The organism is Mycobacterium angelicum (assembly GCF_002086155.1).
GTDB lineage: Bacteria > Actinomycetota > Actinomycetes > Mycobacteriales > Mycobacteriaceae > Mycobacterium > Mycobacterium angelicum.
Genome location: NZ_MVHE01000004.1, coordinates 44,762 through 70,672 on the forward strand (window position 1 = coordinate 44,762; position 25,911 = coordinate 70,672).

The 25,911-nt window shown below is 66.1% G+C and carries 24 protein-coding genes; 14 read left to right on the top strand and 10 right to left on the bottom strand.

Features of this window, described 5'->3' with window-relative positions; all coding sequences use genetic code 11:
* Positions 1-98 precede the first annotated feature (98 nt).
* Entirely contained in the window at positions 99-1,376 is a 1,278-nt protein-coding gene (locus BST12_RS04095) for a haloacid dehalogenase-like hydrolase (protein WP_083111735.1), read from the bottom strand.
* 11 nt (positions 1,377-1,387) lie between these two features.
* Positions 1,388-2,602 carry an MCE family protein gene (locus BST12_RS04100; RefSeq protein ID WP_083111736.1) on the bottom strand — a complete coding sequence of 405 codons (1,215 nt, stop codon included), beginning with the start codon at positions 2,600-2,602 and terminating at the stop codon, positions 1,388-1,390.
* 19 nt (positions 2,603-2,621) lie between these two features.
* Here BST12_RS04100 and BST12_RS04105 point away from each other — a divergent pair, with 19 nt between their 5' ends.
* From BST12_RS04105 to purM, 3 genes are all read left to right on the top strand, one after another.
* Positions 2,622-3,011, top strand: coding sequence for a sterol carrier family protein (locus tag BST12_RS04105; protein ID WP_083111737.1), 390 nt, complete (start codon positions 2,622-2,624; stop codon positions 3,009-3,011).
* Between the two features lie 139 nt (positions 3,012-3,150).
* The gene (gene purF, locus BST12_RS04110) at positions 3,151-4,677 is read left to right on the top strand and encodes an amidophosphoribosyltransferase (RefSeq protein ID WP_083111738.1); all 1,527 of its coding nucleotides are present in this window, start codon (positions 3,151-3,153) and stop codon (positions 4,675-4,677) included.
* A gap of 56 nt (positions 4,678-4,733) precedes the next feature.
* Positions 4,734-5,834 (top strand): phosphoribosylformylglycinamidine cyclo-ligase, encoded by a 1,101-nt coding sequence (gene purM / locus BST12_RS04115; RefSeq protein ID WP_083111739.1) that lies wholly within the window; start codon positions 4,734-4,736, stop codon positions 5,832-5,834.
* Between the two features lie 28 nt (positions 5,835-5,862).
* Here purM and BST12_RS04120 read toward each other — a convergent pair whose 3' ends face one another.
* Positions 5,863-6,039 carry a DUF3073 domain-containing protein gene (locus tag BST12_RS04120; RefSeq protein WP_083111740.1) on the bottom strand — a complete coding sequence of 59 codons (177 nt, stop codon included), beginning with the start codon at positions 6,037-6,039 and terminating at the stop codon, positions 5,863-5,865.
* A 99-nt stretch (positions 6,040-6,138) separates the two neighbouring features.
* Positions 6,139-7,254 carry a CAF17-like 4Fe-4S cluster assembly/insertion protein YgfZ gene (gene ygfZ, locus BST12_RS04125; RefSeq protein WP_083111741.1) on the bottom strand — a complete coding sequence of 372 codons (1,116 nt, stop codon included), beginning with the start codon at positions 7,252-7,254 and terminating at the stop codon, positions 6,139-6,141.
* A 118-nt stretch (positions 7,255-7,372) separates the two neighbouring features.
* Between ygfZ and BST12_RS04130 the strand changes: the two genes are divergently transcribed.
* Positions 7,373-8,245: an aminodeoxychorismate lyase gene (locus BST12_RS04130; RefSeq protein WP_083111913.1), complete on the top strand. Its 873-nt coding sequence runs from the start codon at positions 7,373-7,375 to the stop codon at positions 8,243-8,245.
* 240 nt (positions 8,246-8,485) lie between these two features.
* Here the strand turns inward: BST12_RS04130 and BST12_RS04135 are convergent, their stop codons facing one another.
* From BST12_RS04135 to lmeA, 6 genes are all read right to left on the bottom strand, one after another.
* Positions 8,486-9,985 carry a sensor domain-containing protein gene (locus BST12_RS04135; protein WP_083111742.1) on the bottom strand — a complete coding sequence of 500 codons (1,500 nt, stop codon included), beginning with the start codon at positions 9,983-9,985 and terminating at the stop codon, positions 8,486-8,488.
* A gap of 90 nt (positions 9,986-10,075) precedes the next feature.
* Entirely contained in the window at positions 10,076-12,451 is a 2,376-nt protein-coding gene (locus tag BST12_RS04140; RefSeq protein ID WP_083111743.1) for a hypothetical protein, read from the bottom strand.
* A gap of 15 nt (positions 12,452-12,466) precedes the next feature.
* Complete coding sequence (locus BST12_RS04145) at positions 12,467-13,111, bottom strand: heme-binding beta-barrel domain-containing protein (RefSeq protein WP_083111744.1); 645 nt, start codon at positions 13,109-13,111, stop codon at positions 12,467-12,469.
* A gap of 139 nt (positions 13,112-13,250) precedes the next feature.
* The gene (locus tag BST12_RS04150) at positions 13,251-13,553 is read right to left on the bottom strand and encodes a DUF1416 domain-containing protein (RefSeq protein ID WP_083111745.1); all 303 of its coding nucleotides are present in this window, start codon (positions 13,551-13,553) and stop codon (positions 13,251-13,253) included.
* Between the two features lies 1 nt (position 13,554).
* The gene (locus tag BST12_RS04155; RefSeq protein ID WP_083111746.1) at positions 13,555-14,397 is read right to left on the bottom strand and encodes a sulfurtransferase; all 843 of its coding nucleotides are present in this window, start codon (positions 14,395-14,397) and stop codon (positions 13,555-13,557) included.
* Positions 14,398-14,650: 253 nt separating this feature from the next.
* Complete coding sequence (lmeA, locus tag BST12_RS04160) at positions 14,651-15,463, bottom strand: mannan chain length control protein LmeA (protein ID WP_083111747.1); 813 nt, start codon at positions 15,461-15,463, stop codon at positions 14,651-14,653.
* Between the two features lie 518 nt (positions 15,464-15,981).
* Here lmeA and BST12_RS04165 point away from each other — a divergent pair.
* From BST12_RS04165 to BST12_RS04210, 10 genes are all read left to right on the top strand, one after another.
* Complete coding sequence (locus tag BST12_RS04165) at positions 15,982-16,752, top strand: winged helix-turn-helix transcriptional regulator (protein WP_139801482.1); 771 nt, start codon at positions 15,982-15,984, stop codon at positions 16,750-16,752.
* The gene (gene mshD / locus BST12_RS04170; RefSeq protein WP_083111748.1) at positions 16,749-17,633 is read left to right on the top strand and encodes a mycothiol synthase; all 885 of its coding nucleotides are present in this window, start codon (positions 16,749-16,751) and stop codon (positions 17,631-17,633) included. The genes BST12_RS04165 and mshD overlap by 4 nt, the downstream gene beginning before the upstream one ends.
* A gap of 65 nt (positions 17,634-17,698) precedes the next feature.
* The gene (gene pstS / locus BST12_RS04175; protein ID WP_083111749.1) at positions 17,699-18,817 is read left to right on the top strand and encodes a phosphate ABC transporter substrate-binding protein PstS; all 1,119 of its coding nucleotides are present in this window, start codon (positions 17,699-17,701) and stop codon (positions 18,815-18,817) included.
* A 44-nt stretch (positions 18,818-18,861) separates the two neighbouring features.
* Complete coding sequence (pstC, locus tag BST12_RS04180) at positions 18,862-19,821, top strand: phosphate ABC transporter permease subunit PstC (RefSeq protein ID WP_245850053.1); 960 nt, start codon at positions 18,862-18,864, stop codon at positions 19,819-19,821.
* The gene (gene pstA / locus BST12_RS04185; RefSeq protein WP_083111751.1) at positions 19,818-20,744 is read left to right on the top strand and encodes a phosphate ABC transporter permease PstA; all 927 of its coding nucleotides are present in this window, start codon (positions 19,818-19,820) and stop codon (positions 20,742-20,744) included. Before pstC ends, pstA begins: the two co-directional genes overlap by 4 nt.
* A complete protein-coding gene (pstB, locus tag BST12_RS04190) occupies positions 20,745-21,521 on the top strand; it encodes a phosphate ABC transporter ATP-binding protein PstB (RefSeq protein WP_083111752.1) in 777 nt (258 codons plus the stop codon).
* Positions 21,522-21,648: 127 nt separating this feature from the next.
* Positions 21,649-22,659, top strand: a complete 1,011-nt coding sequence (locus BST12_RS04195) for a hypothetical protein (RefSeq protein ID WP_083111753.1) — start codon at positions 21,649-21,651, stop codon at positions 22,657-22,659.
* A complete protein-coding gene (locus BST12_RS04200; RefSeq protein WP_083111754.1) occupies positions 22,656-23,582 on the top strand; it encodes a branched-chain amino acid transaminase in 927 nt (308 codons plus the stop codon). Before BST12_RS04195 ends, BST12_RS04200 begins: the two co-directional genes overlap by 4 nt.
* Before the next feature lie 18 nt (positions 23,583-23,600).
* Positions 23,601-24,671, top strand: a complete 1,071-nt coding sequence (locus tag BST12_RS04205) for a hypothetical protein (RefSeq protein ID WP_083111755.1) — start codon at positions 23,601-23,603, stop codon at positions 24,669-24,671.
* 11 nt (positions 24,672-24,682) lie between these two features.
* Complete coding sequence (locus BST12_RS04210) at positions 24,683-25,906, top strand: cytochrome P450 (RefSeq protein WP_083111756.1); 1,224 nt, start codon at positions 24,683-24,685, stop codon at positions 25,904-25,906.
* Positions 25,907-25,911: the final 5 nt, after the last annotated feature.

Sequence of the window (25,911 nt, forward strand, 5' to 3'; positions counted from 1 at the left end):
ATTCACAAGAAGTTATGCGGTTATAGCGATAACTCTTGCAGGACAGTGGATTTAGCGTGCTGCAGACACCTTCTGGAAACCCGCCCGTCGCAGCTGCGTCACATTCGGTACACCCGGTCGGGCTGGTCGGGAACGAGCTTCCCGTCGGGCCCGGCGGGTATTCGCAGCGGAGCCTGACCGCCGTCGGGCTCGTCGTAGCCCTGGGTCGCGCACGGATAGGGCGGGCTCATCCCAAGCGGGTTGATGAACGTCGGATTGACCAACCACTTGCCGTCGGAGTCGGCATAGGCCCGGCACATCAGCTCGATCTGGTTGCGGTTGAGCACGAGTCGCAGCGCGGTGGCGTCCATGGTGAACGACACGTCCCCGTCGGAGTCGCCGGCGCCGAACACCTGGCGCCGCTCCGGCGGCAGCGGCTGGAACGCCGCCGGCCCCTGCACGCCGAACACCTGCTCGTTGACCCGGCACCGTTTGCCTTCGTTGAAGGGCATGCTCGTCTCTCCGCCGCACGAAGCGAGGCGCGTGGTCACCGCGCCGCCGTCGTGGTCGGTGCGAACGCCCATCACTTTGTCGGCGCCGACCCCGACGTCGGCCGCCCACACCCGAACCACCGCCTCCGGAGAGGCCGAGATGATCCGCACGTCGAATCCGTTGGCCTGCAGGGTCCCGATCAGATCGCGCATCTGCGGGTAGTAGCGCACCCAGCCGGTTTGGCGGGTGCTGCCCACGGTCTGCTCGGCGCCCTGAGCGGCGTCCAGATTCTGCTGCCGTGCCGCGACGGCGAATCCGCTCACATCGGCGTCGGTCCAGCCGGCGAGCAATTGCAGCAACCAGGCATCGACCGGTTTGAAGCGGCGGTGGTTGTACCCGTCGAATGCCGTTGCACCCGAGCGGGTCTGCCCGTCGTTGTAAATGGACACGAGCTCGTCGGCGCATTCGGTGCCCGTTGCCGCGCCGGTCGGCAGCGGCTGTCCCGGGGGCGCCAGGGCGCCACAGGCGGCGGCCAGTGCCGTGGCCGCCGGCGCCGTGAGGAATTGGCTGGTGGTTGCCCAATCCGAAGGCTGGCGAATCTTGGAGTTGCGGACCACCCAGAAGAACGTCGCATGGCCGACGTCGTTTCGCACCGTGGTGTTGTCCCAGTCGAACAGTGCCAGCCGAGCGCCGTCGGCGACGGATCCGGTTTTGCCGCAGGTGCCCAGTTGTTTGATCATCGCGTTGATCCGGTCGCGGTTATCGCCGTACCAGGCGGGATCGGCGGCCACGGTCCGGCACCCGGCGCTCGGTTTACTCGCCCCCGGACGGCCGCCCGCGCAACTCGTCAGCGCCAGCACGGTCACAGCCGCGGCAGCCAGCGCGCGGAGGGGCAGCAGTGTCATGTCGCCAATCTTCAGGGATTGATCGTGTTGTCGCCCAGTTGGCGGCCCCACACGTAGTCGAGGAGCATCGGCGACGGCAGTTCGAAATGGTTGTAGGGCACCATACTGGCGCCGACATCCATCACCAGCAGCGGTGCCGGCCACAGGTTCCGGACGATCGGTTGCCAGCATCCGGGCCGGCCGCCTGGTCCGCCTCGGGCGTTGACCCGCGGCAGGTTCTCCGGATAGATGTACGGGTTTTGCGCGCCGGCGATGCTGCCGGACGCGGCCCCCAGCGAGTAGCCGTTGTCGCCGCCGACTGCTTTGTAGATGCGAGGCGCCACGTCGTGGAAATTGCGGATGGTGCAGAAGATTTCGGGGCTGTACTCGTCGAGCAGCTGGGCCGTGGGCACCAGGTCGGTGGCCCCACGGGCGAAGTATGGACCGCCGCGACCGAGTACGTCTGAACCGGTGTCACCCAGTCCGGCCGCCGCCAGCAACGCCGCATCCAGATCGCCGTGCTGATGGTCGACGGTGTGCGCGGTGATCGCCGCCCGGTTGAGTGCGTCCCACAGATCCGGTGCCGCGTCGGCGTAGACGTCGCCCAGTGCCGCCAGCCGAGCGATGTCCTGGCGAGCCCGCGGCAGCTGCGGGTTCACCTCGTCGAGGATGGCGTTGCCGTTCACCACCGCGGTGCCGAACTTGTCACCCAATCCGCTCAGGGCCGCAGCGGCCGCGCTCAGGGTTACGTTGACCTTGACCGGATCCACCTTCTCGGCGATCGACGTCAGCGTCTGGAACAACGTGTTGAACTCCGTCGTCACCTTCGTCGCATTGATCACCGTCGCGGGCGTGATGCGTTGGGCCGCAGAGTTTTCCGGCGACGTCAATGACACGTATTTGTTGCCGAACACGGTGGTCGCCTTGATTTCGGCAGCGACGTTGGCCGGAATGGACGCGATGTATTTGGGATCTACGTCCAGCACCACCCTGGCCGCCGCCACGCCCTCGTGGGTGATCTCGGAGATGCTGGACACCCGACCGATCTGCATCCCGTTGTAGGTGACCTTGGCGCCGGGATCCATCACCAAACCCGCTCGCGGAGCGATCATCGTGAGCTTGGTCTTCGGGGTGAAATTTCCGCGGAACTGGCCGTACAAGGCCATCAAGGCAAGCGTTACCGTCATCAGCGCTACCAGGCCGATGATCTTGTACGGTGGCCGCCTGCCCCGACGGCGAGGCTCCATGATTCTGAGACCCTAAAGTATGGCTGCCCGTGACAGAGCCGATCCGGCGAAGACCCGGCAAGTCGTGTTGGGCATCGCCGACTGGTTGCGCGACGAATCCCTGCCGGCACCTGACCGTGCTGCGTTAGCCACCGCGGTTCGGCTCACCGCACGCACGCTGACCGCACTGGCCCCCGGCGCCAGCGTCGAGGTCCGAATACCGCCGTTTGTCGCGGTGCAGTGTGTGGCCGGGCCCAGACATACCCGCGGCACCCCGCCCAATGTGGTGGAAACCGATCCGCGCACCTGGTTATTGGTGGCCACCGGGCTGCTCGGGCTGGCCCAAGCGGCGGCGACGGGGTCGTTGACCCTTTCCGGCGCGCGGGCCGGCGAAATCGAGCAGTGGTTACCGCTGGTCAATTTGGCCTGAAATAACGTGGCTGATCTGTGCGTTCACGGTCAATGGACAGTTTGTCCCAAATCACCGGTCACGTCTGATTCGGCGAGGAGGGCTTGTTGCCCGTAAACTCCGTTACGTCACTAATCGCGCCCCAGGGAGCCGCCAAACCGTGACCGAACAGCAGCCCGAGCAAGACCTGAGTTCTCCCCGTGAAGAGTGTGGTGTGTTCGGGGTTTGGGCCCCGGGTGAAGATGTCGCCAAGCTCACCTATTACGGCCTGTACGCGTTGCAGCATCGCGGTCAGGAAGCCGCGGGAATCGCCGTCGCCGACGGCTCCCAGGTACTGGTCTTCAAGGACCTAGGCCTGGTCAGCCAGGTGTTCGACGAGCAAACCCTGGCTGCCATGCAGGGCCACGTCGCCATCGGCCATTGCCGCTACTCCACTACCGGCGACACCACCTGGGAAAACGCCCAGCCGGTATTCCGCAATACCGCCGCCGGCACCGGCGTCGCGTTGGGCCACAACGGCAATCTGGTCAACGCGGCCGCCCTGGCGGCGCGCGCGCGCGACGCCGGTCTGATCGCCCGGCGCTGCCCGGCCCCGGCGACCACGGACTCCGACATCCTGGGCGCGCTGCTGGCCCACGGTGCCGCCGATGCCACCCTGGAGCAGGCCGCACTGGAGCTGCTGCCGACCGTCCGCGGAGCGTTCTGCCTGACGTTCATGGACGAAAACACGCTCTACGCGTGCCGCGACCCGCATGGGGTGCGGCCGCTGTCGCTGGGACGGCTGGATCGCGGCTGGGTGGTGGCCTCCGAAACGGCCGCGCTCGACATCGTCGGCGCGTCGTTCGTTCGTGACATCGAGCCGGGCGAATTGCTGGCGATCGACGCCGACGGGGTGCGTTCCACCCGCTTCGCCAACCCCACGCCCAAGGGCTGCATCTTCGAATACGTCTACCTGGCCCGGCCGGACAGCACGATCGCCGGCCGTTCCGTGCACGCCTCGCGGCTGGAGATCGGTCGTCAGCTGGCCCGTGAATGCCCGGTGGACGCCGACCTGGTGATCGGCGTGCCCGAATCCGGCACCCCGGCCGCGGTGGGGTACGCCCAGGAATCCGGCATTCCCTACGGGCAGGGCCTGATGAAGAACGCCTACGTCGGGCGGACCTTCATTCAGCCGTCTCAGACCATCCGCCAACTGGGCATTCGGCTCAAGCTCAACCCGCTCAAAGAGGTGATCCGCGGCAAGCGGCTCATCGTCGTCGACGACTCGATCGTTCGGGGCAACACCCAGCGCGCGCTGTTGCGGATGTTGCGTGAGGCCGGTGCCCTCGAGGTGCACGTGCGAATCGCTTCACCGCCGGTGAAGTGGCCGTGCTTCTACGGCATCGATTTCCCGTCGCCGGCGGAGCTGATCGCCAACGCGGTCGAGGACGGCGGAGAAATGCTCGAAGCGGTACGGCATGCCATCAACGCCGACACGCTGGGCTACATCTCCCTGCGTGGGCTGATCGCGGCGACCGAGCAGCCCGCCTCGCGGTTGTGCACCGCCTGCTTCGACGGCGTGTATCCGATCGAACTGCCCGGCGAAACCGCGCTGGGCAAGAACGTCGTCGAGCACATGCTCACCAATGCGGCCCGCGGGGCCGGGCTGGGCGAGCTTGCCGCCGATGAAGTTCCAATTCCGCATTAGCGACAGCACCGGCACCTGATACCGGCGCCGCGCGTGGCCCGGTAGCCTTTATCGCGATGACGGATCAAGGTTCCGGACCCGGCCAATACCTGCGACCGGACAACCAGGGCATCACCTATGCATCGGCCGGGGTGGACATCGAAGCCGGTGACCGCGCCGTCGAGTTGTTCAGGCCGCTGGCCACCAAGGCCACCAGGCCCGAAGTGCGCGGCGGGCTCGGCGGCTTCGCCGGGTTGTTCGCACTGCGGGGCGACTACCGCGAACCGGTGCTGGCCGCCTCCACCGATGGTGTCGGTACCAAGCTCGCGGTGGCCCAAGCGATGGATAAGCACGACACCGTCGGCCTGGATCTGGTCGCAATGGTGGTCGACGACCTGGTGGTGTGCGGCGCTGAGCCGCTGTTCCTGCAGGACTACATCGCTGTGGGCCGCACGGTGCCCGAACGGCTGGCAGCGATCGTCGGCGGTATTGCCGAGGGCTGCGTGCGGGCCGGCTGCGCCCTATTGGGCGGCGAGACCGCCGAACACCCGGGGCTGATGGAACCGGATCACTACGACCTGTCGGCCACCGGTGTGGGCGTGGTCGAGGCGGACAACATTCTGGGCCCCGACCGCGTCAAACCCGGGGACGTCATTATCGCGATGGGCTCGTCGGGCCTGCATTCCAACGGCTACTCGCTGGCCCGCTCGGTGCTGCTGGAGATCGACCGGATGAACCTGGCCGGGTATGTGGAGGAGTTCGGGCGCACCCTGGGCGAAGAACTGCTCGAGCCCACCAGGATCTACGCCAAGGACTGCCTGGCGCTGGCCGCCGAAACTCATGTCCGGACGTTCTGTCACGTCACGGGCGGCGGGCTGGCCGGCAACTTGGAGCGCGTCATTCCGCACGGGCTGGTTGCCGAGGTGGACCGCGGCACGTGGACGCCCGCGCCGGTGTTCGCCATGATCGCACAGCGCGGCCGGGTCACCCGGGCTGAGATGGAAAAGACGTTCAACATGGGCGTCGGCATGATCGCCGTGGTGGCCCCCGAGGACACCGACCGCGCCCTGGCCATCCTGACCGCACGGCACCTGGACTGCTGGGTCCTCGGGACCATCTGCAAAGGCGGAAAGGAAGGCCCGCGGGCCAAGCTGGTCGGGCAACACCCGAGGTTCTAGGAACCGGCCCTAGCGCGGGCAGACGGTTCTAGCGGCGCCAGTCGCCTTCGTCGTGCCAGGAGTCGTCGGAGCTGTCGCCGTCGGACTCATCGGTGCTCGTCCCTGACAGCTCCTGCTGTAGCCGCTGGAAGTCGGTCTGGGGGGAGCTGTATTTCAGTTCTCGAGCAACCTTGGTCTGCTTTGCCTTAGCCCGGCCGCGGCCCATGGGGGAACCCCCTCGCGAAATAACGGAGCGGCCTACGAGTAGGCGGCTCCGATCTCTTGTGTCGTTATTGTCCTGACGACAGTTTACCGTGCCTCGCGCCTAGGCGTGGGTTGGCCCTGCCTGCCGGGTCGGCCCGCTTCGTAACCGCTCGACAGCCAGCCGTCCGGCGCCCATTCCATCGGTGGCCGGCATCGACTCGGGATCGATCACCGCGGGGATGTCCCCCTCGGTGCCCGTCGCGAGTTCGGTTTCGGCCGGCAGACCGCGTTTGACCAGGGCCAATGCCACCGGCCCGAGGTCGACGTGCTCAACCACCGTGCCGAGCCGTCCCACCGCGCGACCTCCGGCAAGGACCGCGTCGCCGGTGGACGGCCGGTCCGCCGACCCATCCAGGTGCAGTAGCACCAGCATTCGGGGCGGCCTGCCCAGGTTGTGTACCCGGGCCACTGTCTCTTGGCCGCGATAGCAGCCTTTGTCGAGGTGGACGGCGCCCGCGCCAGGTGCGCCGATCCAGGCCACCTCGTGGGGAATGGTGCGTTCGTCGGTGTCGACTCCGAGACGTGGGCGCAGGGCCGCCACCCGGTGGGCCTCATAGGTCCATACGCCGGCCGGCCGGACCCCCGCCTGGGTCACGCGCTGCCGCAAGTTCGCCGCGTCGCTGCGCGGTACCAGCAGGTCCAGTTCGATATAGCCGTCAGGCGAGCCCGGCATTCGCCGGACAAAACCGCCGTGCGCAAGCGGGGCCGCCGCGATTTCGGGAAGCGCGTCCAGCCCCAGGGCGTCGAGTAACCGCTGGTCAGTCAACCCGGGCCCCAGTAGTGACAGCACCGCCAGGTCGGCGGCCTCCGCGGTGACGTGCGACCAGAACACCATCTTGCGCAGGTAGTCCAGCAGCGGCTCACCCCGCCAGGGCTCGGTGTCGAGGTAGGTGGTGCCGCCCAGTTCGGTCTGGATCCAGTGGTCCTCGACGCGGCCCTGTCCGTCCAGGCTGAGATTCTGTGTGCTGGCGCCTTCGGGTAACTCGCTGACGTGCTGGGTGGAGATGGTGTGCAGCCAGGTTTGGCGGTCGTCGCCGGTCAGGGTGAGCACGGCCCGATGGGAGCGGTCGATCAGCACGGCGTCGGTTTGCGCCGCGCGCTGTTCGCCCAGCGGATCGCCGTAGTGCCAGATCGCGCCGGCGTCGGGGCCGGTATCCGGAGCGGGAACTGCGGTCATTTGCGGGTCACTCCGCCACTCTACGGTCGCGCTGCCCAACGTGAAGCCAGCTTCACGTTCGGCGACGAGCGTGCAACTGGCTGCACGCTCGCGGCTAGGCTGCTCAGGCATGGCTGGTGTGGTCGTCACGCTCGACGGGGAGGTTCTGGAGGCGGGAACGCCGCTGCTACACGCCGACGACCTCGCGGTGGTACGCGGCGACGGTGTCTTCGAGACGCTGCTGGTCCGCGACGGCCACGCCTGCCTGGTAGAGCCGCACCTGCAGCGGCTCACCCAGTCATCGCGATTGATGGACCTGCCCGAACCTCACTTGCCCAGCTGGCGGCACGCGATCGAGGCGGCGACTCGGCAGTGGGCCAGTGGCACCGCTGATGAGGGCGCGCTGCGGCTGATCTACACCCGTGGCCGGGAGAGCGCCCCTACGACCCCGACGGCCCCGACCGCGTATGTGATGGTCAACCCGGTACCCGAGCGGGTGGCCGGCGTCCGCCGCGACGGAGTATCGGTGATCACGCTGGATCGCGGGTTGCCCGCCGTCGGCGCCGACGCAATGCCCTGGCTGCTGGCGGGAGCCAAGACGCTTTCCTACGCCGTCAACATGGCCGTTCTGCGTCACGCCGCCCGCCAGGGCGCCGGTGACGTCATCTTCGTCAGTTCGGACGGCTACGTGCTGGAGGGCCCACGCTCGACGGTGGTGATCGCCGTTGACGGTCCCGAGTCGCCGTGCCTGCTGACCCCGCCGCCGTGGTATCCGATCCTGCGCGGCACCACTCAACAAGCGCTTTTCGAGGTCGCCCGGGACAAGGGTTATGACTGCGACTACCGGGCGCTGCGCGTCACCGATCTCTTTGACGCTCAGGGAATCTGGCTCATTTCGAGCATGACCCTGGCCGCCCGCGTGCATACCCTTGACGGCCGGCGGTTACCGCGTTCGCCGCTTGCCGCCGCGGTTGCCGAGTTGGTGGATTCCGCCATCGTCAGCGACCGCTAAATCTGTTGTCGGCGGGCCGAAGTGCGGGTACGGTCGGCCGTACACAGGGAAGGAGGTGGTCCGCGAAATTGATAGCTTCATGGACATGTGAGGTGGCTGCGCGCTAGCTGCTGCAATTGGCTCGGAAGAGCTGGCGACAACGCGCGCTGGCGAACTCCCCGCAGCCACCCGGCCCCCGAGTTTCCGGTCTGTCCAACCGGGAAATCCCTCGGGGGCCGTTCCATGTCTCCGCCGCTGGCGCTACTTCTTCGCCTTGGTGCCCATCTGATCGTCGATCCGGGCGGCTGCGTCGCCGGGCTCCGGCCCGCACGCCTGGACGTCGATGACCATGTCTCCCACCGCGCTCAGCACATGCTGGCAGCCGCGTCCGCTGCCGTCGGCCAAGGTCCGCACCTGGGTGATCTTCGGGGCGGCCCCGGTTAGCTCGCCGACGGTCCATTCGGCGGTCTTACCCGAACTGGTGAACTTGACCGTCTGATTCGCGCACGCACGCCACTTCTCCGCGGAGGCCTCGACCAACGCCCGGGCCTTGTCGGCCGACGGGAAAACCGCCGCGGCTTCCACCACCCGGTGGCCGGTGTCGCTTCCCGGCGTCTTGAATATCTCGAAGCGCACTTCGGTTGGGCCGTGCGGCTTGTATACGACCTCCTCCAGCGGCTCGAACAGCCCGAGGCAGTCCGGGATCGACAGCGTCCCCTGCTGGGGGCGCAGCTGGTCGCCGCGCCCTGCCGACGCTATGCCCGGGTCGCCCACGATGTTGCCGACTTCCGGCGCGCCGAGCAGAACCTGGTCGAGCCTGGCCGCCGGGGTCCCCGCCGCGGTTCCGGCTGCGGGTGTCGCGCCGCCCGGTTTCGCGGCCGGCTTCTTGCCGCCACCGCCCTGCGTGGCAAAGACGACGATCAACACGATCGCCACCACAACGGCCAGCGCGGCACCGCCGATGATGAGCAGACGCTTGTTCGATTGGCCGCCAGCAGGTGCCGCGGGGGCGGGCTGACTCGCCGGCGGCCGCGGGGCGGCGCTGGGCTGCGTCGGCGGTACCGCCTTGGCGGCGGGCGCGGCCGGCTTTGCCGAGGGTTTGTCCTTGGCCTCGATCTCGGCCAGCACATTGTCGATTTCGCTGCGGGTGCGGTACGTGACGTCGTGGCGCAGGCGCAGCATGCGCAGCAGTTGGGCGATGTCGCCGCGCGCACTCGGATCGTCGCCGTCCTCATCCAGGCCCGATCGCAGCTCGACCAACAGTTGCAGCTGCTGCTGGGGGCTCAGCTCCTTCTCGGCAAGCGTGTTGCCCAACCGCGTGATGTAGCCGAAGGGCACCGGTGGCTCTTCGGGTAGCGGCGACGGCAGCGGCTGAGCCTTGGCCGCCAGCCCGTGGATTGCGGTGACCAGCTGGATGCCGGCATCGACGGTCGGGTTCGTGTAGTCGATGATCTGCAGGGTGGCTACCGGATTGACGCGCATGCTGTCCACCGGCCCGACCCGGACCGGAAGAATCGGCCGGTTCAGCGCCTGCGCATAGCGCAGCTCGGCCAGACTGGGCTTGGACAATAGCCAGTTGTTCGAAAGCGCGACGATGAAAACGTCGCACGAGCGGATCTGCTCGAGGATGGCGTTCCACCAGGCGTCGCCGCCACCAAGCTCCTGATCGAACCAGACCTGCTGCTGCGCACGCTTCAGCGCGGTCGTCAGGGCTTCCAGCGACGACCGGTCCTGGCTCGAGTAGCTGATGAATATGGCCATAGCAGTCTCCTCAACTGAGACACAGGGAGCTAACACGGCGAATCCGTGCTGAGACGGTAGCGCATGGTGCTATCCACAGCAATCGCGCTGTCAGCTATCAACCCTGTCCTGCGCGTCGGCGTCTGCCGGCTGACGAAATTCGGTATACCGCTGAGCGAACTCTTTACCGGGGACGGGCCACTGCTCGCCGTCGACGCCGCGCACCACCCAGTCGCCTTCGGCGGCCACCGTCGGCCCTTCGAGGGTGTTCACCGTCTCGCCGGCGTGCGCGGGCCGGGCTTGCACGCGTCCCTTGCGGCGCCACTGTCCGTCACCGGCCGGCTCGTAGGTGTCGCGGAAGATGTCGTCGCGCACCGACCACGTCTTTCCGTCGAGCTGCACCGCCCAGTCTCCGGCGTCGGCCTGCATGGTGTGTCCCGAGTCCGACTTCCATGTCCATGGGGCGTCTCGCTGCTCGGCGGAGACGACCCCGACCCGGCTGAACGATTGCCACAGCGGGCGGGAGCGATAGCCGAGTTGGCGCAAGCTCCACAGGGTGGCCGCCAAACTGCGCACGGCCGCGTTGAGCAGGTCGGGGTTGCTCTCCACCACTGACCAATCCACGATCTTGTCGTGGATTTTGCGGGCGTCATCGCGCGGTGTGCCGTATTTCCAGCCGTTGCGACGGTAATAGCGACACCAGTCCTCGTGTTCGGCCTTGGCCATGTCCAGCGCTGAGGCCTGGTCGAAGCCCATCAGATCAAGCTGTTGCAGCGGGGGCAGATTCGCCATGTCGCGTCCCGACAATTGCGCGGGTGGGCTGCCCCAGGTGTTCCAGGTGTGGCCGGCGATCTGCTCCACCATCCATAGCGCATTGCGCACCTGGCGCCGGTTGGAGCCGCGGTAGAACTCGTCGAGCTCGGTCCACGGGACCGAAGCCGGGCCGCGCGTCCAGGTGGGGTCGATGGTCGCAACATAGCGCTCGTGGATGAGCCTTGCCGCGCGTTCCCACGCGTCCTGGACCTGCCCCTCGAGGGTGTCCAAAACCAGGGAGTAGGGCTGCAGCATGCCGACGACCTGGGTCGCGTCGTCGGCGATGTTGGTGTTGAGATCCCAGGCGTAGACGGGCATCCCGGGGAATCGGGCGGCCAGCCGGGTACCCGTTGTCGAGGCGTTGCTGTCGACCAGGATCACGGCGCTGGTTTCGGGGTCGGCGTCGCCGATCAGCCGCAGCAGGGTTGGTACGGTCGGGGACTCGGTGATCGCGTCGATCTGCGGTCCGTCCGACATGAATCCTGCTTGCTGCCTATAGAATTCGTGATCCTGCAGGTATTCGTCGGCGTTTCTCTCGACCAGGGTGAGGGCGGGCAGCGGTGTCTCGCCGGGCGCTGAGTAGAAGTCGCGCTCCAGTGCGCGACGGGTCAGATCGGCGCACAGCGCTAAGGTCAATTGTGAAGTGCCGCAAACGAATACGCGCTTTATATTCTTGGCCGCGATGACGCCGTCGAGTAGCCGCCCCGCGGTCACCTCGTATTTGCCGACGACATCGGCGGCCCACCGGGTGTCGGCTCCGCCGAACTGCTGGGCACGCCATGCCTCGGCCAGCCACGGGTCGTCGATGCGCACGATCAGCGGCAGCCGCTGCTTGGTGCCCACCTCGGCGAGCCGGCGGCTGATCAGGTCCAGCCACAACAGATTGGTCGCCGGATCGGGCGCCATCAGGTACAGCCGTCCGAGATGCCGCCACAGCCGCAACGACACCAGGGTGGACGGAGTATTGAAGTCCGCCAGCACCACTCGCGCGCCCAGCCGGCGGACCCGCTGTACGCGATCGTCGCCGGCGCCGGTGATCACCACGAGTGTGCTGCGCCGATCCAGCGTCCGGGCGATCCCGCTGATCATCGATTCGGTGTCGTTGTCGACCCCGACGACGGCGGTCACGGAATCGGCGAGGTTGGCCCGCAACCGGTCCACCTGCGACCGGAACACACCGACCACGACGCCACCCAACCCGGTGAAGATCGCCGAGACCGCGGCCATCCGCGCCACCTCGAGGCCGACCGGAGTGGGGCTTGGGCACACGTGGCCGCCCAGTGAGTAGTCGCCGCTGCTGCCCTTGATCAACTGGGCCGTCAACATCAGCGGGGTGAAGACAGCCGGGTGGTTGGCGTCGTGGCAAGCCCAGTACGAACTGAGGCCGAGCACCGCGCTCATGCTGATCAGAACCGCGATCACGCTGAACGAAACCCCGACCAGGCGGTGGCTGGTGTTGGCCCGGAAGGTCATCACGCACACCGCGACCAGCACCGCGACCACGATCGCGGTCGTCGCCATCGATCCCGGTTCGCCGAACCAGCGCAGCCACGACGGCAGCACGTGCAGAATTGCGGGCTGCGCCGCCACCGCGGCCAGGTAAACGATCAGCAGCACGCCGGAGGCGGCCAGGGCCCAACGCAGCGGGCGCGGGGCACGTCGTCTGGGACGCATTCGCCGACCGCCCGGCTATCCGACGAACCGGGACAGCCGCGCCGACAGGTGCGGTACCAGCCCGCCGTCGGCGTCCACCCGTTCTTCGACGTAGGCGAGGTCTCCACCCTCGACGATGCCGTAGAGCCGTTTGGCTCCGCCGACCAGAACGCCCGAACGGCTGCGGGCCAGCGCATCGGTGACCAACTCCCAGGACGACTGGGTGCGCGGCCGCCCGTAGAACAACTCGACATATCCGGCCGAGTGGGCGAGCAGCAACTCGATCGCCTGTGACTCGCTCGGGTCGTCGGGATCGGCGACGAAACGCCAGAAGCCGGTCTCGCGCAGACCTGGTTCCAGGTATTCGCCCGCCTCGTTGAGACGCCAGGAGCGGGCTTCCCAGTTCAGGTAGTCGCCACCGGCGTGCGAGACGACGATCTGCTGGCCGAATCGGTAGTCGCCGTCGTGGGCGCGGCCTTCGCCTTCGCCGCGCCACACACCTACCAGCGGCAGCAGCGCCAGTAGCGCGTCGTGGAGGTTGGCGCCTTCGCGCAGGTTTGCGGTGTCGGGTGGAACCGGCAAATCGTCGAAGGCGGGAATGTTGCGCGCCGCGGTCAGCTTGGCGCGTTCAGCCGCGGCGGCCACGGCGCGATCGCCGGAAACCGGGTCGTCTGAGGTCACGACTCGTCAGTGATGAGCCGATACAGCGCATACAGCGCGAACCAGGAGATGACCACGGTCGCCAGGACCAGCATGATCTCGAAGAACAGCACCACGGGAAGAGTGTATTTCCTCTTGGCCCGGTCGTGGGGTTGGGCCGTCAGGCGATTTTGACGTCGACCTCGTGGATGCCGGCGCCCGAGGGCGTGACCACGGCGTCGCCGTTGCCGGCCGCCGACAACGCGCGCAGTGTCCAGGATCCCGGCGCGGCGAAGAACCGGAAGTCACCGGTGGCCGATGCCACGACCTCGGCGGTGAACTCGTCGGACGAATCCAGCAGGCGAACGAACGCGCCGCCGACTGCCTGCCCGTCGCCGTCCACCACCCGGCCGGTGATCACCGTCTCCTTCTCCAGGTCGACGCTGGCGGGCAACGTCAGTCCTTGCTTTGGTGCAGTGCACATATCAGCTTCCCAACTCGATCGGGGCACCCACCAGGGAGCCGTATTCAGTCCAACTGCCGTCGTAGTTCTTGACATTCCTATGCCCGAGCAATTCCCGCAGGACGAACCAGGTGTGCGAGGACCGTTCCCCGATTCGACAGTAGGCAATCGTTTCCTTCTCGCCGTCCAGTCCGGCGTCCGCGTAGAGCTTGGCCAACTCCTCGTCGGATTTGAAGGTGCCGTCTTCGTTGGCCGCCTTGCTCCACGGCACGTTGATCGCGCTGGGGATGTGCCCGGGCCGCTGGCTTTGTTCCTGCGGCAGATGGGCCGGGGCCAGGATCTTGCCGGAGAACTCGTCGGGTGAGCGCACGTCGACCAGGTTCTTGACGTTGATGGCCGCGATCACCTCGTCCCGGAAGGCCCGGATCGAGTTGTCCGGTGCGGCCGCGGTGTAGGACGTGGCGGGCCTGCTGACGGTGTCGCCGGACAGCGGGCGACCGTCGAGTTCCCACTTCTTGCGGCCGCCGTCGAGCAGCTTGACCTTCTCGTGGCCGTACAGCTTGAAGTACCAGTACGCGTAGGCGGCGAACCAGTTGTTGTTGCCGCCGTAGAGGACGACGGTGTCGTCGTTGGAGATACCGCGGTCGGACAGCAGCTTGGAGAATTGCTGGGCGTCGACGAAGTCGCGTTTGACCGGGTCTTGCAAGTCGGTGCGCCAGTCCAGCTTGATCGCGCCGGCGATGTGACCGCCGTCGTAAGCACTGGCATCTTCGTCGACCTCGACGAAGACGACGTTGGCGGCCCCGGGATTACTGAGATTGCGCTCAGCCCAGTCGGCGGAGACCAGGACGTCAGAGCGTGCCATGGTTTTGGATCCTTTCGATTCTTCTGACTAAAGCGTTTGAATGCGCCTGTGGCACGGAACGGGAACACCTCGGGGAAAGGTTCCGAGCGTTGCGTGGGTGGGCGCGACTACTCAGCAGCTACAGCAACAGCAACAGCCCGTGATACGGCACAAATCAGCTGTGCGGCGCGTGGTGCGCAGGGGCTCGATGCGGGCTGACACGTCGGCAAGCTTACCCAATGACATAGTGATCAAGCCAACAATGGGTCAGCGCTCATGACTGCTTGAATCCGTCCAGCGCGATCGTGACGTCACGGGTGATGCCTTCGATGATGACGTCGGAGCCCCGCGCGCCCACGGTGTTGGGCGCTACCGCGAACGGCAGCTTCTGATTCGGCAGCCTGCCGGCGAACGCGCGCAGCACCGCGTCGCGCTTGTCGTCGGGGACTTGTTGGTCGGCGGTGTCCGGCCCGGTTACGACGGCTGTGGGCGTTAGCACCAGGGTGGTCTGATCGTCGGGAGCCAGGGACAGGTCTACTGCGACACTGACGCGGTGATCGAAATTGGTTGATTTCGGGGTGCCGCTGAACACCACACCGTGGCTGCCCGATATCCCGGATTCGGTGGTGCCGCCGGTCGCGTCATTGCTCTCCTGCTGTGGCGCCTGCACCATCAGGTCATTGATGCCCAGGTAGCGGCCCAGGTGGTTGGAGTCGATGATGATGCGGCTTTCCAGCTTGTGCACCGGAAGTTTGGCGTCGGGCCTGATCAGCCAGGACGCGTAGGTGAGGTCGATCGAGTGCATAGTTGCCTCGAGGGTGGCCTGGCCGACGGTCGAGTGCGCGACGGCGTATGCCTTGATTTCCAGCTCGCTGTAGTGGTCTCGCATCGCCTGGGGGATGAAGGGAAAGCCGAGGATGGCGACGAAGGGGTCCGAGCCCAGATGGGCCGCTTTTCGCACCGTGGTGGACAGGCGATATTCGGCGTAGATGCTGGCTCCGAAATCGACGCCGACGGCGCCGATGAGAAGCGTGGCGACGACGATGGCCGCTGCCGTTACGCCGATCAGCACCCTGCGCATCCGCATATTGTGGCCTATCGGCGCGGCGGGGCCGCCTCGCGCTTTGCTTCTTGCGTCACATTGGCTGGAATTGTCGCAGGAGTATCTGTGCTGCTGGGATGTTGTGTTTGCCCGCCTTTGAGCGACTGTGGGTCGCGGACCCGCAGCTGTGGCCGGTGTCGCGGATGTTTCGAGTGGACGACTTGTTCAGTGCGCTCTGGGTTTCGAGTGCTCTGGGATTTTCGAGTGTGCGGTCTTGGTTTCGAGTGTGCGGCCTTGGCTTCGAGTGGGTAGTCACGGTGGTGAAATCGCGGTTTCACCGCCCTAAGCGCACGCTCGAAGCCGTCAGTTCACACTCAGCGTTCCGTCCCGGAACGCCTCGTCGCAGCGCGCGCCCGGATTGCGCGGCTCCTCAGCGTTCCGTCCCGGAACGCCTCGTCGCAGCGCCAAACACCAGGTGGCAAGTTATCGTTAGATCAGCTGGCCACTGACATCACATCGCGCGATGACCCTGGGAGATGCCTTTCCCACGACGCCGGAGGGGCTTGTTGGAGTTATTACTACTGACCTCAGAGCTGTATCCCGACCCGGTCCTGCCGTCGCTGTCGTTACTTCCCCACACAGTGCGGACCGCGCCCGCAGAGGCGTCGTCCTTACTGGAGGCCGGAAACGCCGACGCGGTGCTCGTCGACGCACGCAATGACCTCTCGGCCGCGCGCGGCCTATGCCGTCTGCTGACCACGGCCGGGCGCTCGGCCCCGGTGCTGGCGGTGGTGAGCGAAGGCGGGCTGGTAGCCGTCAGCGCCGACTGGGGCCTCGACGAAATTCTGCTACCCACCACCGGCCCGGCCGAGATCGACGCCCGACTGCGCCTGGTGGTCGGCCGCCGCGGTGGCCTGGCTGATCAGGAAAGCGTCGGCAAGGTGAGCCTGGGCGAGCTGGTCATCGACGAAGGCACCTACACCGCGCGGCTGCGCGGGCGTCCCCTCGACCTCACCTACAAAGAGTTCGAGCTGCTCAAGTATCTGGCGCAGCACGCCGGCCGGGTGTTCACCCGCGCGCAGCTGCTGCACGAGGTCTGGGGTTATGACTTCTTCGGCGGCACTCGAACCGTCGACGTCCACGTACGACGACTCAGGGCCAAGCTCGGCCCGGAATACGAAGCACTGATCGGCACCGTGCGCAACGTCGGTTACAAGGCGGTTCGGCCGGCCCGGGGCAGGGCCCCGGTCGCCGAGCCCGACGACGACGGCGACTCCGAGCCCAACCGGGATGGCGTCCAAGGACCACTGGTCGACCCGTTGCGCAGTCAGTGACGTCCCTCGACTGGCGCGCCGCACTGACCGCTGATGAGCAGCGTGCCGTGCGCGAAATCGTCGCGGCCGCAGTCGAGTCCGACGAAGTCGCGCCCGTCGGCGAACAAGTGCTGCGGGAGCTGGGGGTCGAACGGACCGACCATCTATTGGCCACCGATGCCGACGGCGCAATCGTCGGCTACCTCAACCTGAGTCCGGGCGGCGTGATGGCGGAGTTGGTCGTGCACCCCCGCGCCCGTCGCCGCGGCGTCGGCGCCGCCATGGCATCGGCGGCGCTGGCAAAGACCAACGGGCACAACCAATTCTGGGCGCACGGCACCCTGGCGCCCGCTCAGGCGACCGCCGAGGCGCTCGGCCTCAAACCCGTCCGCGAATTGGTCCAGATGCGACGGCCGCTGAACGGCATCGCCGAACCGCAGATCCCCGACGGGGTGCTCGTCCGCACGTACGCCGGGACCGACGACGATGCAGAGCTGCTGCGGGTGAACAACGCGGCCTTCGTCCACCATCCCGAGCAGGGCGGGTGGACCGCAGCGGAACTGGCCGAACGGCGCGCCGAACCATGGTTCGACCCGGCGGGCCTGTTCCTGGCATTCGAAGACCAAGCAGACAAACTGCTGGGCTTCCACTGGACCAAAGTGCACTCGGAGGGCCTGGGGGAGGTCTACGTCCTGGGCGTCGACCCGTCGGCGCAGGGCCGGGGGCTAGGACAGATGCTGACCGCGATCGGCCTGGCGTCACTGGCGCGGCGACTGGCCGCAGCGGCCGAGCCCACGGTGCTGCTGTACGTGGAGTCCGACAACGCCGCCGCAATCGGGACCTACCGGCGCTTGGGCTTCACCACTTACAGCGTCGATACGGCCTACGCGCATACTTTCTGATTGAGTTGGCTATCTCCCTGGGGGTGGCCGGCAACCGTCGAAAAGCGTTTGGGGAAGCGAGATCGGTGAGGCTCGACACGGTGGGCAGGGCAATGGCGGTGGCGGTTGCGGCGATGTGCGGTGGAGTTCTGGCCGCGTGCGGCAGCGACGACAACCGCCACAATGCCTCCTCCGCAATGTCCGGGGCAGCCCCGGGCGCGGCGTCGTGTGGCGGCAGAAATGCGCTGACCGCGGAGGGGTCGACGGCCCAGCAGAACGCCATGGCCCTGTTCAACGAGGTGTGGGGCCAGCTCTGCCCGGGCAAGAAGGTGTCCTACAACCCGACCGGGTCCGGCGCCGGCCGAGAGCAGTTCATCGCCGGCCATGTCGACTTCGCGGGTTCTGATTCGCCGCTGGTCGCCGCGCAGATCGATCCGGCGGCCAAGCGGTGTAAAGGTCATGCGGCGTGGGACCTGCCGTTAGTCTTCGGGCCCATCGCGTTGGTGTACAACCTAACTGGCGTTCAGACGCTAACCGTCGATGCTGAAGTGGTCGCCAAGATATTCAGCGGCGCCATCCGCACCTGGAACGACCCGGTGCTGGTGGCTATGAATCCCGGTGTGCCGCTGCCCAACACGGCCATCACGCCCATTTTCCGGGCGGACTCGTCGGGAACCACCGACAACTTTCAGAAATATCTCACCGCTGCCGCCCCGCAGACCTGGACCAAAGGTGTGGGCACCGAATTTCACGGCGGTGTCGGCGAGGGAGCGCAACGGTCGGCCGGGGTGATTCAGGCGGTGCAGGCCACCGCGGGCACGATCGGATATGTCGAGAAGGGTTTCGCCGATCATGCCCACGTGCCGTTCGCGCAGATCGACACCGGCAATGGCGTGGTCCCGCTCACCGAAGAAACCGCCCGCAACGCCATCAACGCCGTCTCGTTCGCGGCGGCGGGCAACGACCTGGTACTAGAGCTGAACTCGATCTATGGACTGCAGGACCCCAACGCTTACCCGTTGGTGCTGGCCACCTATGAAATCGTGTGCTCACGGGGATACGAGCCCGATACGGCCGCCGCGGTCAAGGCGTTCCTGACCACCGCTGTCAACAACGGCCAAACGGGCCTTGCCGCGGCGGGCTACGTTCCCTTGCCCGATAAGGTCAAGGAGCGCCTGGTCGTGGCGGTCAATGCAATGGAGTAAGGCCGAATAGGAGGCTCGGCGCAACCGACAGTGATGGGATCACAGTGACAACGCCCAACCCAGCCAACGCGTCTCTGGGTGACCGGTTGTTCCGCGGGTTGTCGGAGGGGTCCGGTGTCCTGATGGTCGTGCTGATCGGCGCAATCGGGGTCTTCCTGTTGTGGCGCGCGCTGCCGGCCCTATCGCGCAATCAGGTGAACTTCTTCACCTACGGCGGAACTTGGGCAACCGAGGACACGTCGGCAATGCGATTCGGGATCCTCGACCTGCTGCAGGTGACGGTCTTCGTCTCGCTGTTCGCCCTGGTCCTTGCGATGCCGGTGGCACTGGGCGTGGCGATCTTTCTGACGCAGTACGCGCCTGGCCGGCTTTCGGCGCCCCTGTCTTACCTGATCGATCTGCTGGCAGCGGTGCCCTCGATCATCTATGGCGTATGGGGTCTATACGTCCTGGCGCCGCGGCTGCAACCGGTCGCGACCTGGCTCAACCACAACCTGGGACACTGCTTTCTATTCGCCAGCGGCAACACCACGGTCGCCGGCGGCGGCACGATTTTCACTGCGGGGATCGTCCTGGCCGTGATGATCCTGCCGATCATCACGGCCGTCACCCGGGAAGTGTTCGCCCATACCCCGCAAGAACAGATCGAGGCGGCGTTGGCCCTGGGTGCCACTCGCTGGGAGGTGGCAAAAACAACCGTCCTGCCCTTCGGGCGGTCCGGTTACATCAGCGGCGCGATGCTCGGTCTGGGCCGTGCCCTGGGGGAGACGATGGCGATGCTGATCATCCTGCGCGGCACCCAGGAAGCGTTCGGATGGTCGATATTCGACGGTGGCTCCACGTTCGCCAGCAAGATCGCGGGTGCGGCGTCGGAGTTCACCGACCAGTACAAGGCCGGCGCTTACATCGCCGCGGGGCTGGTGCTCTTCCTGCTTACGTTCGTGGTCGACGCGCTGGCGCGCGCCGCTGTGACCGGGACGCGGTCCGGGAGGCTATCCCGATGACCTCGATGCTGGACCGCCCCCTCAAGGCTCGCAGTCTCTCCGGGCTGAGCAATCGGCGGCGCATCGTGAACCACGTAGCCACCGCACTGGTATCGCTCGCGATGGCGATCGCCCTGGCGCCGTTGGTCTGGGTGCTGTGCGCGGTGCTGATCAAGGGCTGCAAAGTGCTCCTATCCACGGTGTGGTGGACACATTCGCAAGCGGGTATGACACCCTTCGTGGCCGGCGGCGGTGCCTACCACGCCATAGTCGGCACCCTATTGCAGGGCTTGGTGTGCGCCGCGATTTCGGTCCCGATCGGCCTCTTGGTGGCTATCTACCTCGTCGAATACGGCGGCCGCAGCCTGTTGGCCCGGCTGGTCACGTTCATGGTGGACATCTTGACCGGCGTGCCCTCGATCGTGGCAGCCTTGTTCGTCTACGCGGTGTGGGTCGCGGGGCTGGGCCTTTCCCGCTCGCAGCTGGCAGTGTCGCTGGCGCTGGTGATGCTGATGCTTCCGGTGATCATCAGGGCGACCGAGGAAATGCTGCGGATCGTCCCGGTGGACCTGCGCGAAGCCAGCTACGCGCTGGGCGTGCCCAAGTGGAAGACCATCGCCAGGATCGTCATTCCGACCGGCCTGTCCGGCATCATCACCGGCGTCATGCTGGCGTTGGCCAGGGTGTTGGGGGAGACCGCGCCCCTGCTGATCCTGGTTGGTTATTCGCAAGCGATGAACTTTGACTTATTAAGCGGGTTCATGGGATCTCTGCCCGGCATGATGTATGACCAGAGATCGGCCGGCGCCGGGACCAACCCGGTTCCCACAGACCGACTGTGGGGCGCCGCCCTGACTTTGATCTTGGTGATCGCGGTCATCAACATCGGAGCCAGGGTGGTTGCGAAGATCTTTGCGCCCAAGAAGTTAACGGCAGGAGCATAAGTGGCCAAAAGATTGGACCTGAAGGGCGTCAACATTTACTACAGCGCCTTTCACGCCGTTGCCGATGTGACGCTGTCGGTTCTGCCGCGCAGTGTCACCGCCTTCATCGGCGCCTCGGGCTGCGGCAAGACGACCGTGCTGCGCACCCTCAATCGCATGCATGAGGTGATCCCCGGTGCCCGCGTCGAGGGCACCGTGCTGCTCGACGATGAGAACATCTACGGTGCCGGCGTCGACCCGGTGGGGGTGCGGCGCGCCATCGGAATGGTGTTCCAGCGGCCCAACCCCTTTCCCGCCATGTCGATCCGCGACAACGTGGTGGCCGGTTTGAAGTTGCAGGGCATTCGCAATCGCAAGCTGCTCGACGAAACAGCGGAATACTCGCTGCGCGGCGCCAATCTGTGGGACGAGGTCAAAGATCGCCTGGACAAGCCGGGCGGCGGTTTGTCCGGTGGACAGCAGCAGCGGTTGTGTATCGCGCGGGCCATCGCGGTGCAACCCGATGTGTTGCTGATGGACGAGCCGTGCTCGGCATTGGATCCGATCTCGACGATGGCGATCGAAGACCTGATCAGTGAATTGAAGCAGGACTACACCATCGTCATCGTCACCCACAACATGCAGCAGGCCGCACGGGTGAGCGATCAGACGGCATTCTTCAACCTCGAAGCCGTGGGCAGACCCGGGCGCCTCATCGAGATCGACGACACCGAGAAGATCTTCTCCAATCCCACCCAGAAGGCCACCGAAGACTACATCTCCGGGCGCTTCGGCTAGCCCGCACAGCTGGCTAGGAGCCAGCTATGAGCCAGCGACCAGGTTATTCAACAATTCGGCAATATTTACGCAGCAGTCGCCGGGCAACGTTGTCCCCGTTCAAGCAGTCGCGAAGGGGCAAAACGCCATGGGGCTCAATCAATCGGTTCACGTAATCGGATCCCGCGAAATCCCGTCCGAGGACCTGGCGAGCGGAGCTCGCTATAGGGCCTTCAATGCCCATGAAACGTTGCGCTCGCTGCTTCCCCACGGAGCCCGCTTCTCGCTCGCCTGGATCGAGGCCGGAGAAGACGAGATCGTCGAGCGCAAGGTTGGGTTCGACACGATACTTCTCGTATTCCGCGGTGAGGCAAGACTTCTCGACGGGCGCTGCATCGCGCCGGGAGACGTGGTTACCATTCCGGCGAACGGCACCTACGGGCTGATTGTCACCGCGCGCTACGGCCTGGAGGCACTGGTCATCACGTTCGCCCGAAGCGCCGCCAATGATGAAGGCGCAGAAGGGATTTCTTCGCTTGCCGCCCTCATCGAACGCAACGAAGAGCGGGTCCGCAGGACCAGCCAGGGGGCAATGTTCCGGCTGGTTGACGACGGCACCCTAGACGACCCGGCGAAGCGGGCGGCGTTCATACGACAGATCCGGCCCCTGTCGGACGCCTTCCAGAAGACCATCATCGCCCGGCAGGCCACCTGCTCCGACCACACCTACGAAGGCAAGTTCCAAGAACATTTCGTCGACGAGCTGGGTCACAACACGCTCCTGCCCGCCGGCGACTCAGCCGTGGCGCCCGATCCCGTGATGAGCGCGACGCTGAGCTGGTTCACCCATCAGATGCTCGTCCGTGACAACGCGGAAAAGGCCGTCCTGGTGCACCTCGTTCTGGAGGCCGCAGCCGAAGCGTTCTTCAGCAAAGCGAGCACCCAGGAAGTGTTCCGGGCGAGCGGCGCAATGGCTTACTACGAAGCGCACCTCGAAGACGGGCAGCACAAAGACCTCGGCGCGCAGTTGCTGACCGGCCTGCACCCACTGGCCTACCGGCGATTGCACCGCATCCTCGAGGACGGCTGGGACATGTTCGACGCAATGGGCAACCGCCTGGCCGAGTTGGTGCGCCTCGATACCGACGGTGCAGCGTGATCGAATCACCGTCGCCCGGACTGCTGGTCTGGCTCGACGGTGCCCTTATCCGTCACGAAGACGCGCATACGCCGCTGTGGGCAAATCACTACGGGTTTGGCGTATTCGAAGGCGTCCGTGTCTACCGCACCGGTAAACGCAGCGCCGTTTTCCGGCTCTGCGAGCACACCGCGCGGCTGTACCGGTCCGCCCAAATCCTCGGCCTGCCGTTGCGGGACCACTGGAAGCCCCATGACCTGGTGCAGGCCCAGCTCGACGTCGTTCGGGAAAACCGGCTCGGTGACGCCTACCTGCGGCCGTTCGTGTTCTACGACGGGGTCCGCGGCCTCAGCCCGTATACCGATCAGCTGACGCTGCGGGTCGCCGTCGTGGCGCTGCCTTGGGTCGAACGCGTGCGTGGCGCCCCGGCCGAGCGCGGCATCCGGGTGAAGACCTCCACCTATGTTCGCAGTCATCCCAACTCGCTGCTGCTGCGCGCGAAAGCCAACGGCAATTACATGACCTCGATACTTGCCCTCGCCGAGGCCAAGGCCGCCGGTGTCGACGATGCGATCCTGCTCGATCACGAGGGTTACGTCACCGAGGGCACCGGCGCCAACGTCTTCATCGTCCGGCGCGGGGAACTCTGGACGCCCCCGGTGACCTCGGCGCTCGAGGGCATAACCCGCGACACGATTCTGGACTTCGCGCAGCGGATGGATATTCGCGTCCGCGAGCAGCGGTTCGCCCGCGACGATCTCTACAGCGCCGACGAGGCGTTCTTCACCGGAACGGCATCGGAAGTGACGCCCATCCGGGAAATCGATGGCCGCACCGTCGGCCGCGGTACCAGCGGGCCGGTGACATGCCAGCTGGCCAAGCTCTACGCGGCGACCGTGCGGGACTGCACCGATGAGGCTCATGAGTGGATCACGCTGGTCTGAAAACGATTGGAGGACAATATGACTACGGTGGCCAATGAGCGGGATGTGCTGTGCGGCGTGGTGCCGCGGGAAGCGATCCCGGCGATCCGCAGCGTCGAGCAGGACGGTGTCATACACGCCCTCGGAGAGCTGCGCGACTTCCGTTGGCACCATGCTCTGGCCGGGTTCCTGCCACCGAGTTCAGAGTTCGCGATCAGCTGGGTCCGTCTTGGCTCGGGGGAGCAGCTCGACACCCACGTTCACCCGATCCAATCGATGATGATCTTCTTCGAGGGCTGGGGCACGCTCGATGGCGACATCACCCGCCAGGTGGCCGGCGGCGACGTGGTCGTGGTACCGCCGGGCTGTCATCACGGGTTCGTCGCTGGGCCCGAAGGACTTTCGGGCGTTTCGATCCAGTTCGGCACCGGCCTCTATACGAACCCAGAGGAACCCCGCGTCCTGTTCGCCGATGAATCGACCGCGCACGCCAAGCTGCTCGCGTGGAACCGGGAGCGCATCGAGGAGTTCGGCCGGCTACCGGTCTTCGACTTACTCGCCGACGGCACGCTCGAAGACCCCTACAAGAGAAAGAGGTATCAAGATGCCCTGCAAATCTGGGTTGATGGCAATCAGACGCTCCTCTTCTCGCGGCAGGCCTCGGTACGGGATCAGTTGTTCGAAAAGGTCTTCTTCGGCCACATGACCGAAGAGCTGGGCCACGACGCCCTGCACGCCGACCGCGCCGATGTGGCCGACCCGGACGAGCCACCGTTCCGGGACGCCATCATGGAGGCGATCACCGAGTGGTTCGCCCATCAGATGTTCGTTCTCGACGATGTGGAGAAGGCCGCCATCGTGCACCTGGTCATCGAGAACGCCAGCTCGGTATACCACCGCAAGGCCATGCCGATACTGGCAAAGTACTTGAACAACAACTACTTTGAGCTCCACGTCGAGGCCGACGACGAACACGCGGCCATGGGTGAGGAGCTCGTCCGCAAGGTCGGCCCGCGGACCTATGAGCGACTCGAACAAGTTCTTGGGCAGGCATGGACGATGATCGGCGCGATGACCAACCGGCTCGTCGAACTCACCCGCGCGGTCTAGCTGAGCCGTCGATGAGCGTGCAACAAGACTTACTGGACATCGACATCCTGAGCCCCGACGTGTACCTCGCCGGTGTGCCGCACGATCGGTTCGCCCTGCTGCGACGCGAGGCGCCGGTCTATTTCCACGACGAGCCGCAGGGCCGCGGTTTTTGGGCTGTGACTAAGCACGGCGACTCCCTTCGGGTGTTGCGCGACGCTGACGCATTCTCGTCGCAGCGGGGCGGCACCCAGATCGCTGACCTTCCGCTCGAGGACATGCGGGTCTCGCCGGATCACCTCGCGAACATGGATCCGCCGCGGCACACCCGCCATCGGGCGATCATCGGTCAGGCGTTTACGCCCTACGGGCTGGGCAGTGTGGGTGCCTGGGTGAAGGGGCGGGTCGCCTCCCTGGTCGACGCTCTCGCCGACAAGCTGGAGGCGCGTGAAAGTGTCGACTTCATGGATGAATTCGCGGCCAAGCTGCCCATCGGCACCATCCTCTACATGGTCGGCGTGCCGTCGACCGATGGGGCGATGGTCAATCGGTGGGTCCACGAACTGCTCACTCCGGACGACGCCGAATACCAGACCTCCGAGGAGCACCGCGCCGAAACCACCAGGCGTTTCATGGAATACGCACATATGCTCGCCGAGGAGCGGCGCAAGGTGCCCCGCGACGATCTGCTGAGCCGGCTGATGACGGCCGAGGTCGACGGCCACAAGCTCAGCTACCACCAGTTCGGGATGTTCTTCCTGCTGCTGCTGGCGGCCGGCACACACAGCACTCGGCTATTGCTGGGCAACGGGATGCTCGCGCTGATGAATCACCCGGATCAGCGCCGCCGGCTGCTCGAAGATCCGGCTCTCATCGCCAGTGCGGTCGAGGAGTTTCTTCGCTACGACCCGCCGATCCTGCATTTTCGCCGCACCGCGACCCGCGCTACTGAGATCGGCGGGCAGAAGATCGCCGCCGGCGACAAGGTCGCGGTGTTCTTCGCCTCGGCGAATCGCGATGAAGAGGTTTTCACCGAACCCGACGTTTTCGACGTCGCACGAACCCCCAACGACCACTTGAGCTTCGCGCACGGCCCGCACTTCTGCATGGGTAACGCGCTGGCGCGGATGGAGGCGCGCGTCGCGCTCGGCGAATGCCTAAGGCGGCTGCCCGATCTCGCGCCCGCCGGGCCCGCCCCGCGCATCCGGTCGAACTGGTTCAACGGAGTGAAGAAGCTGCCCGTCCGGGCGGAGTGAGGGGC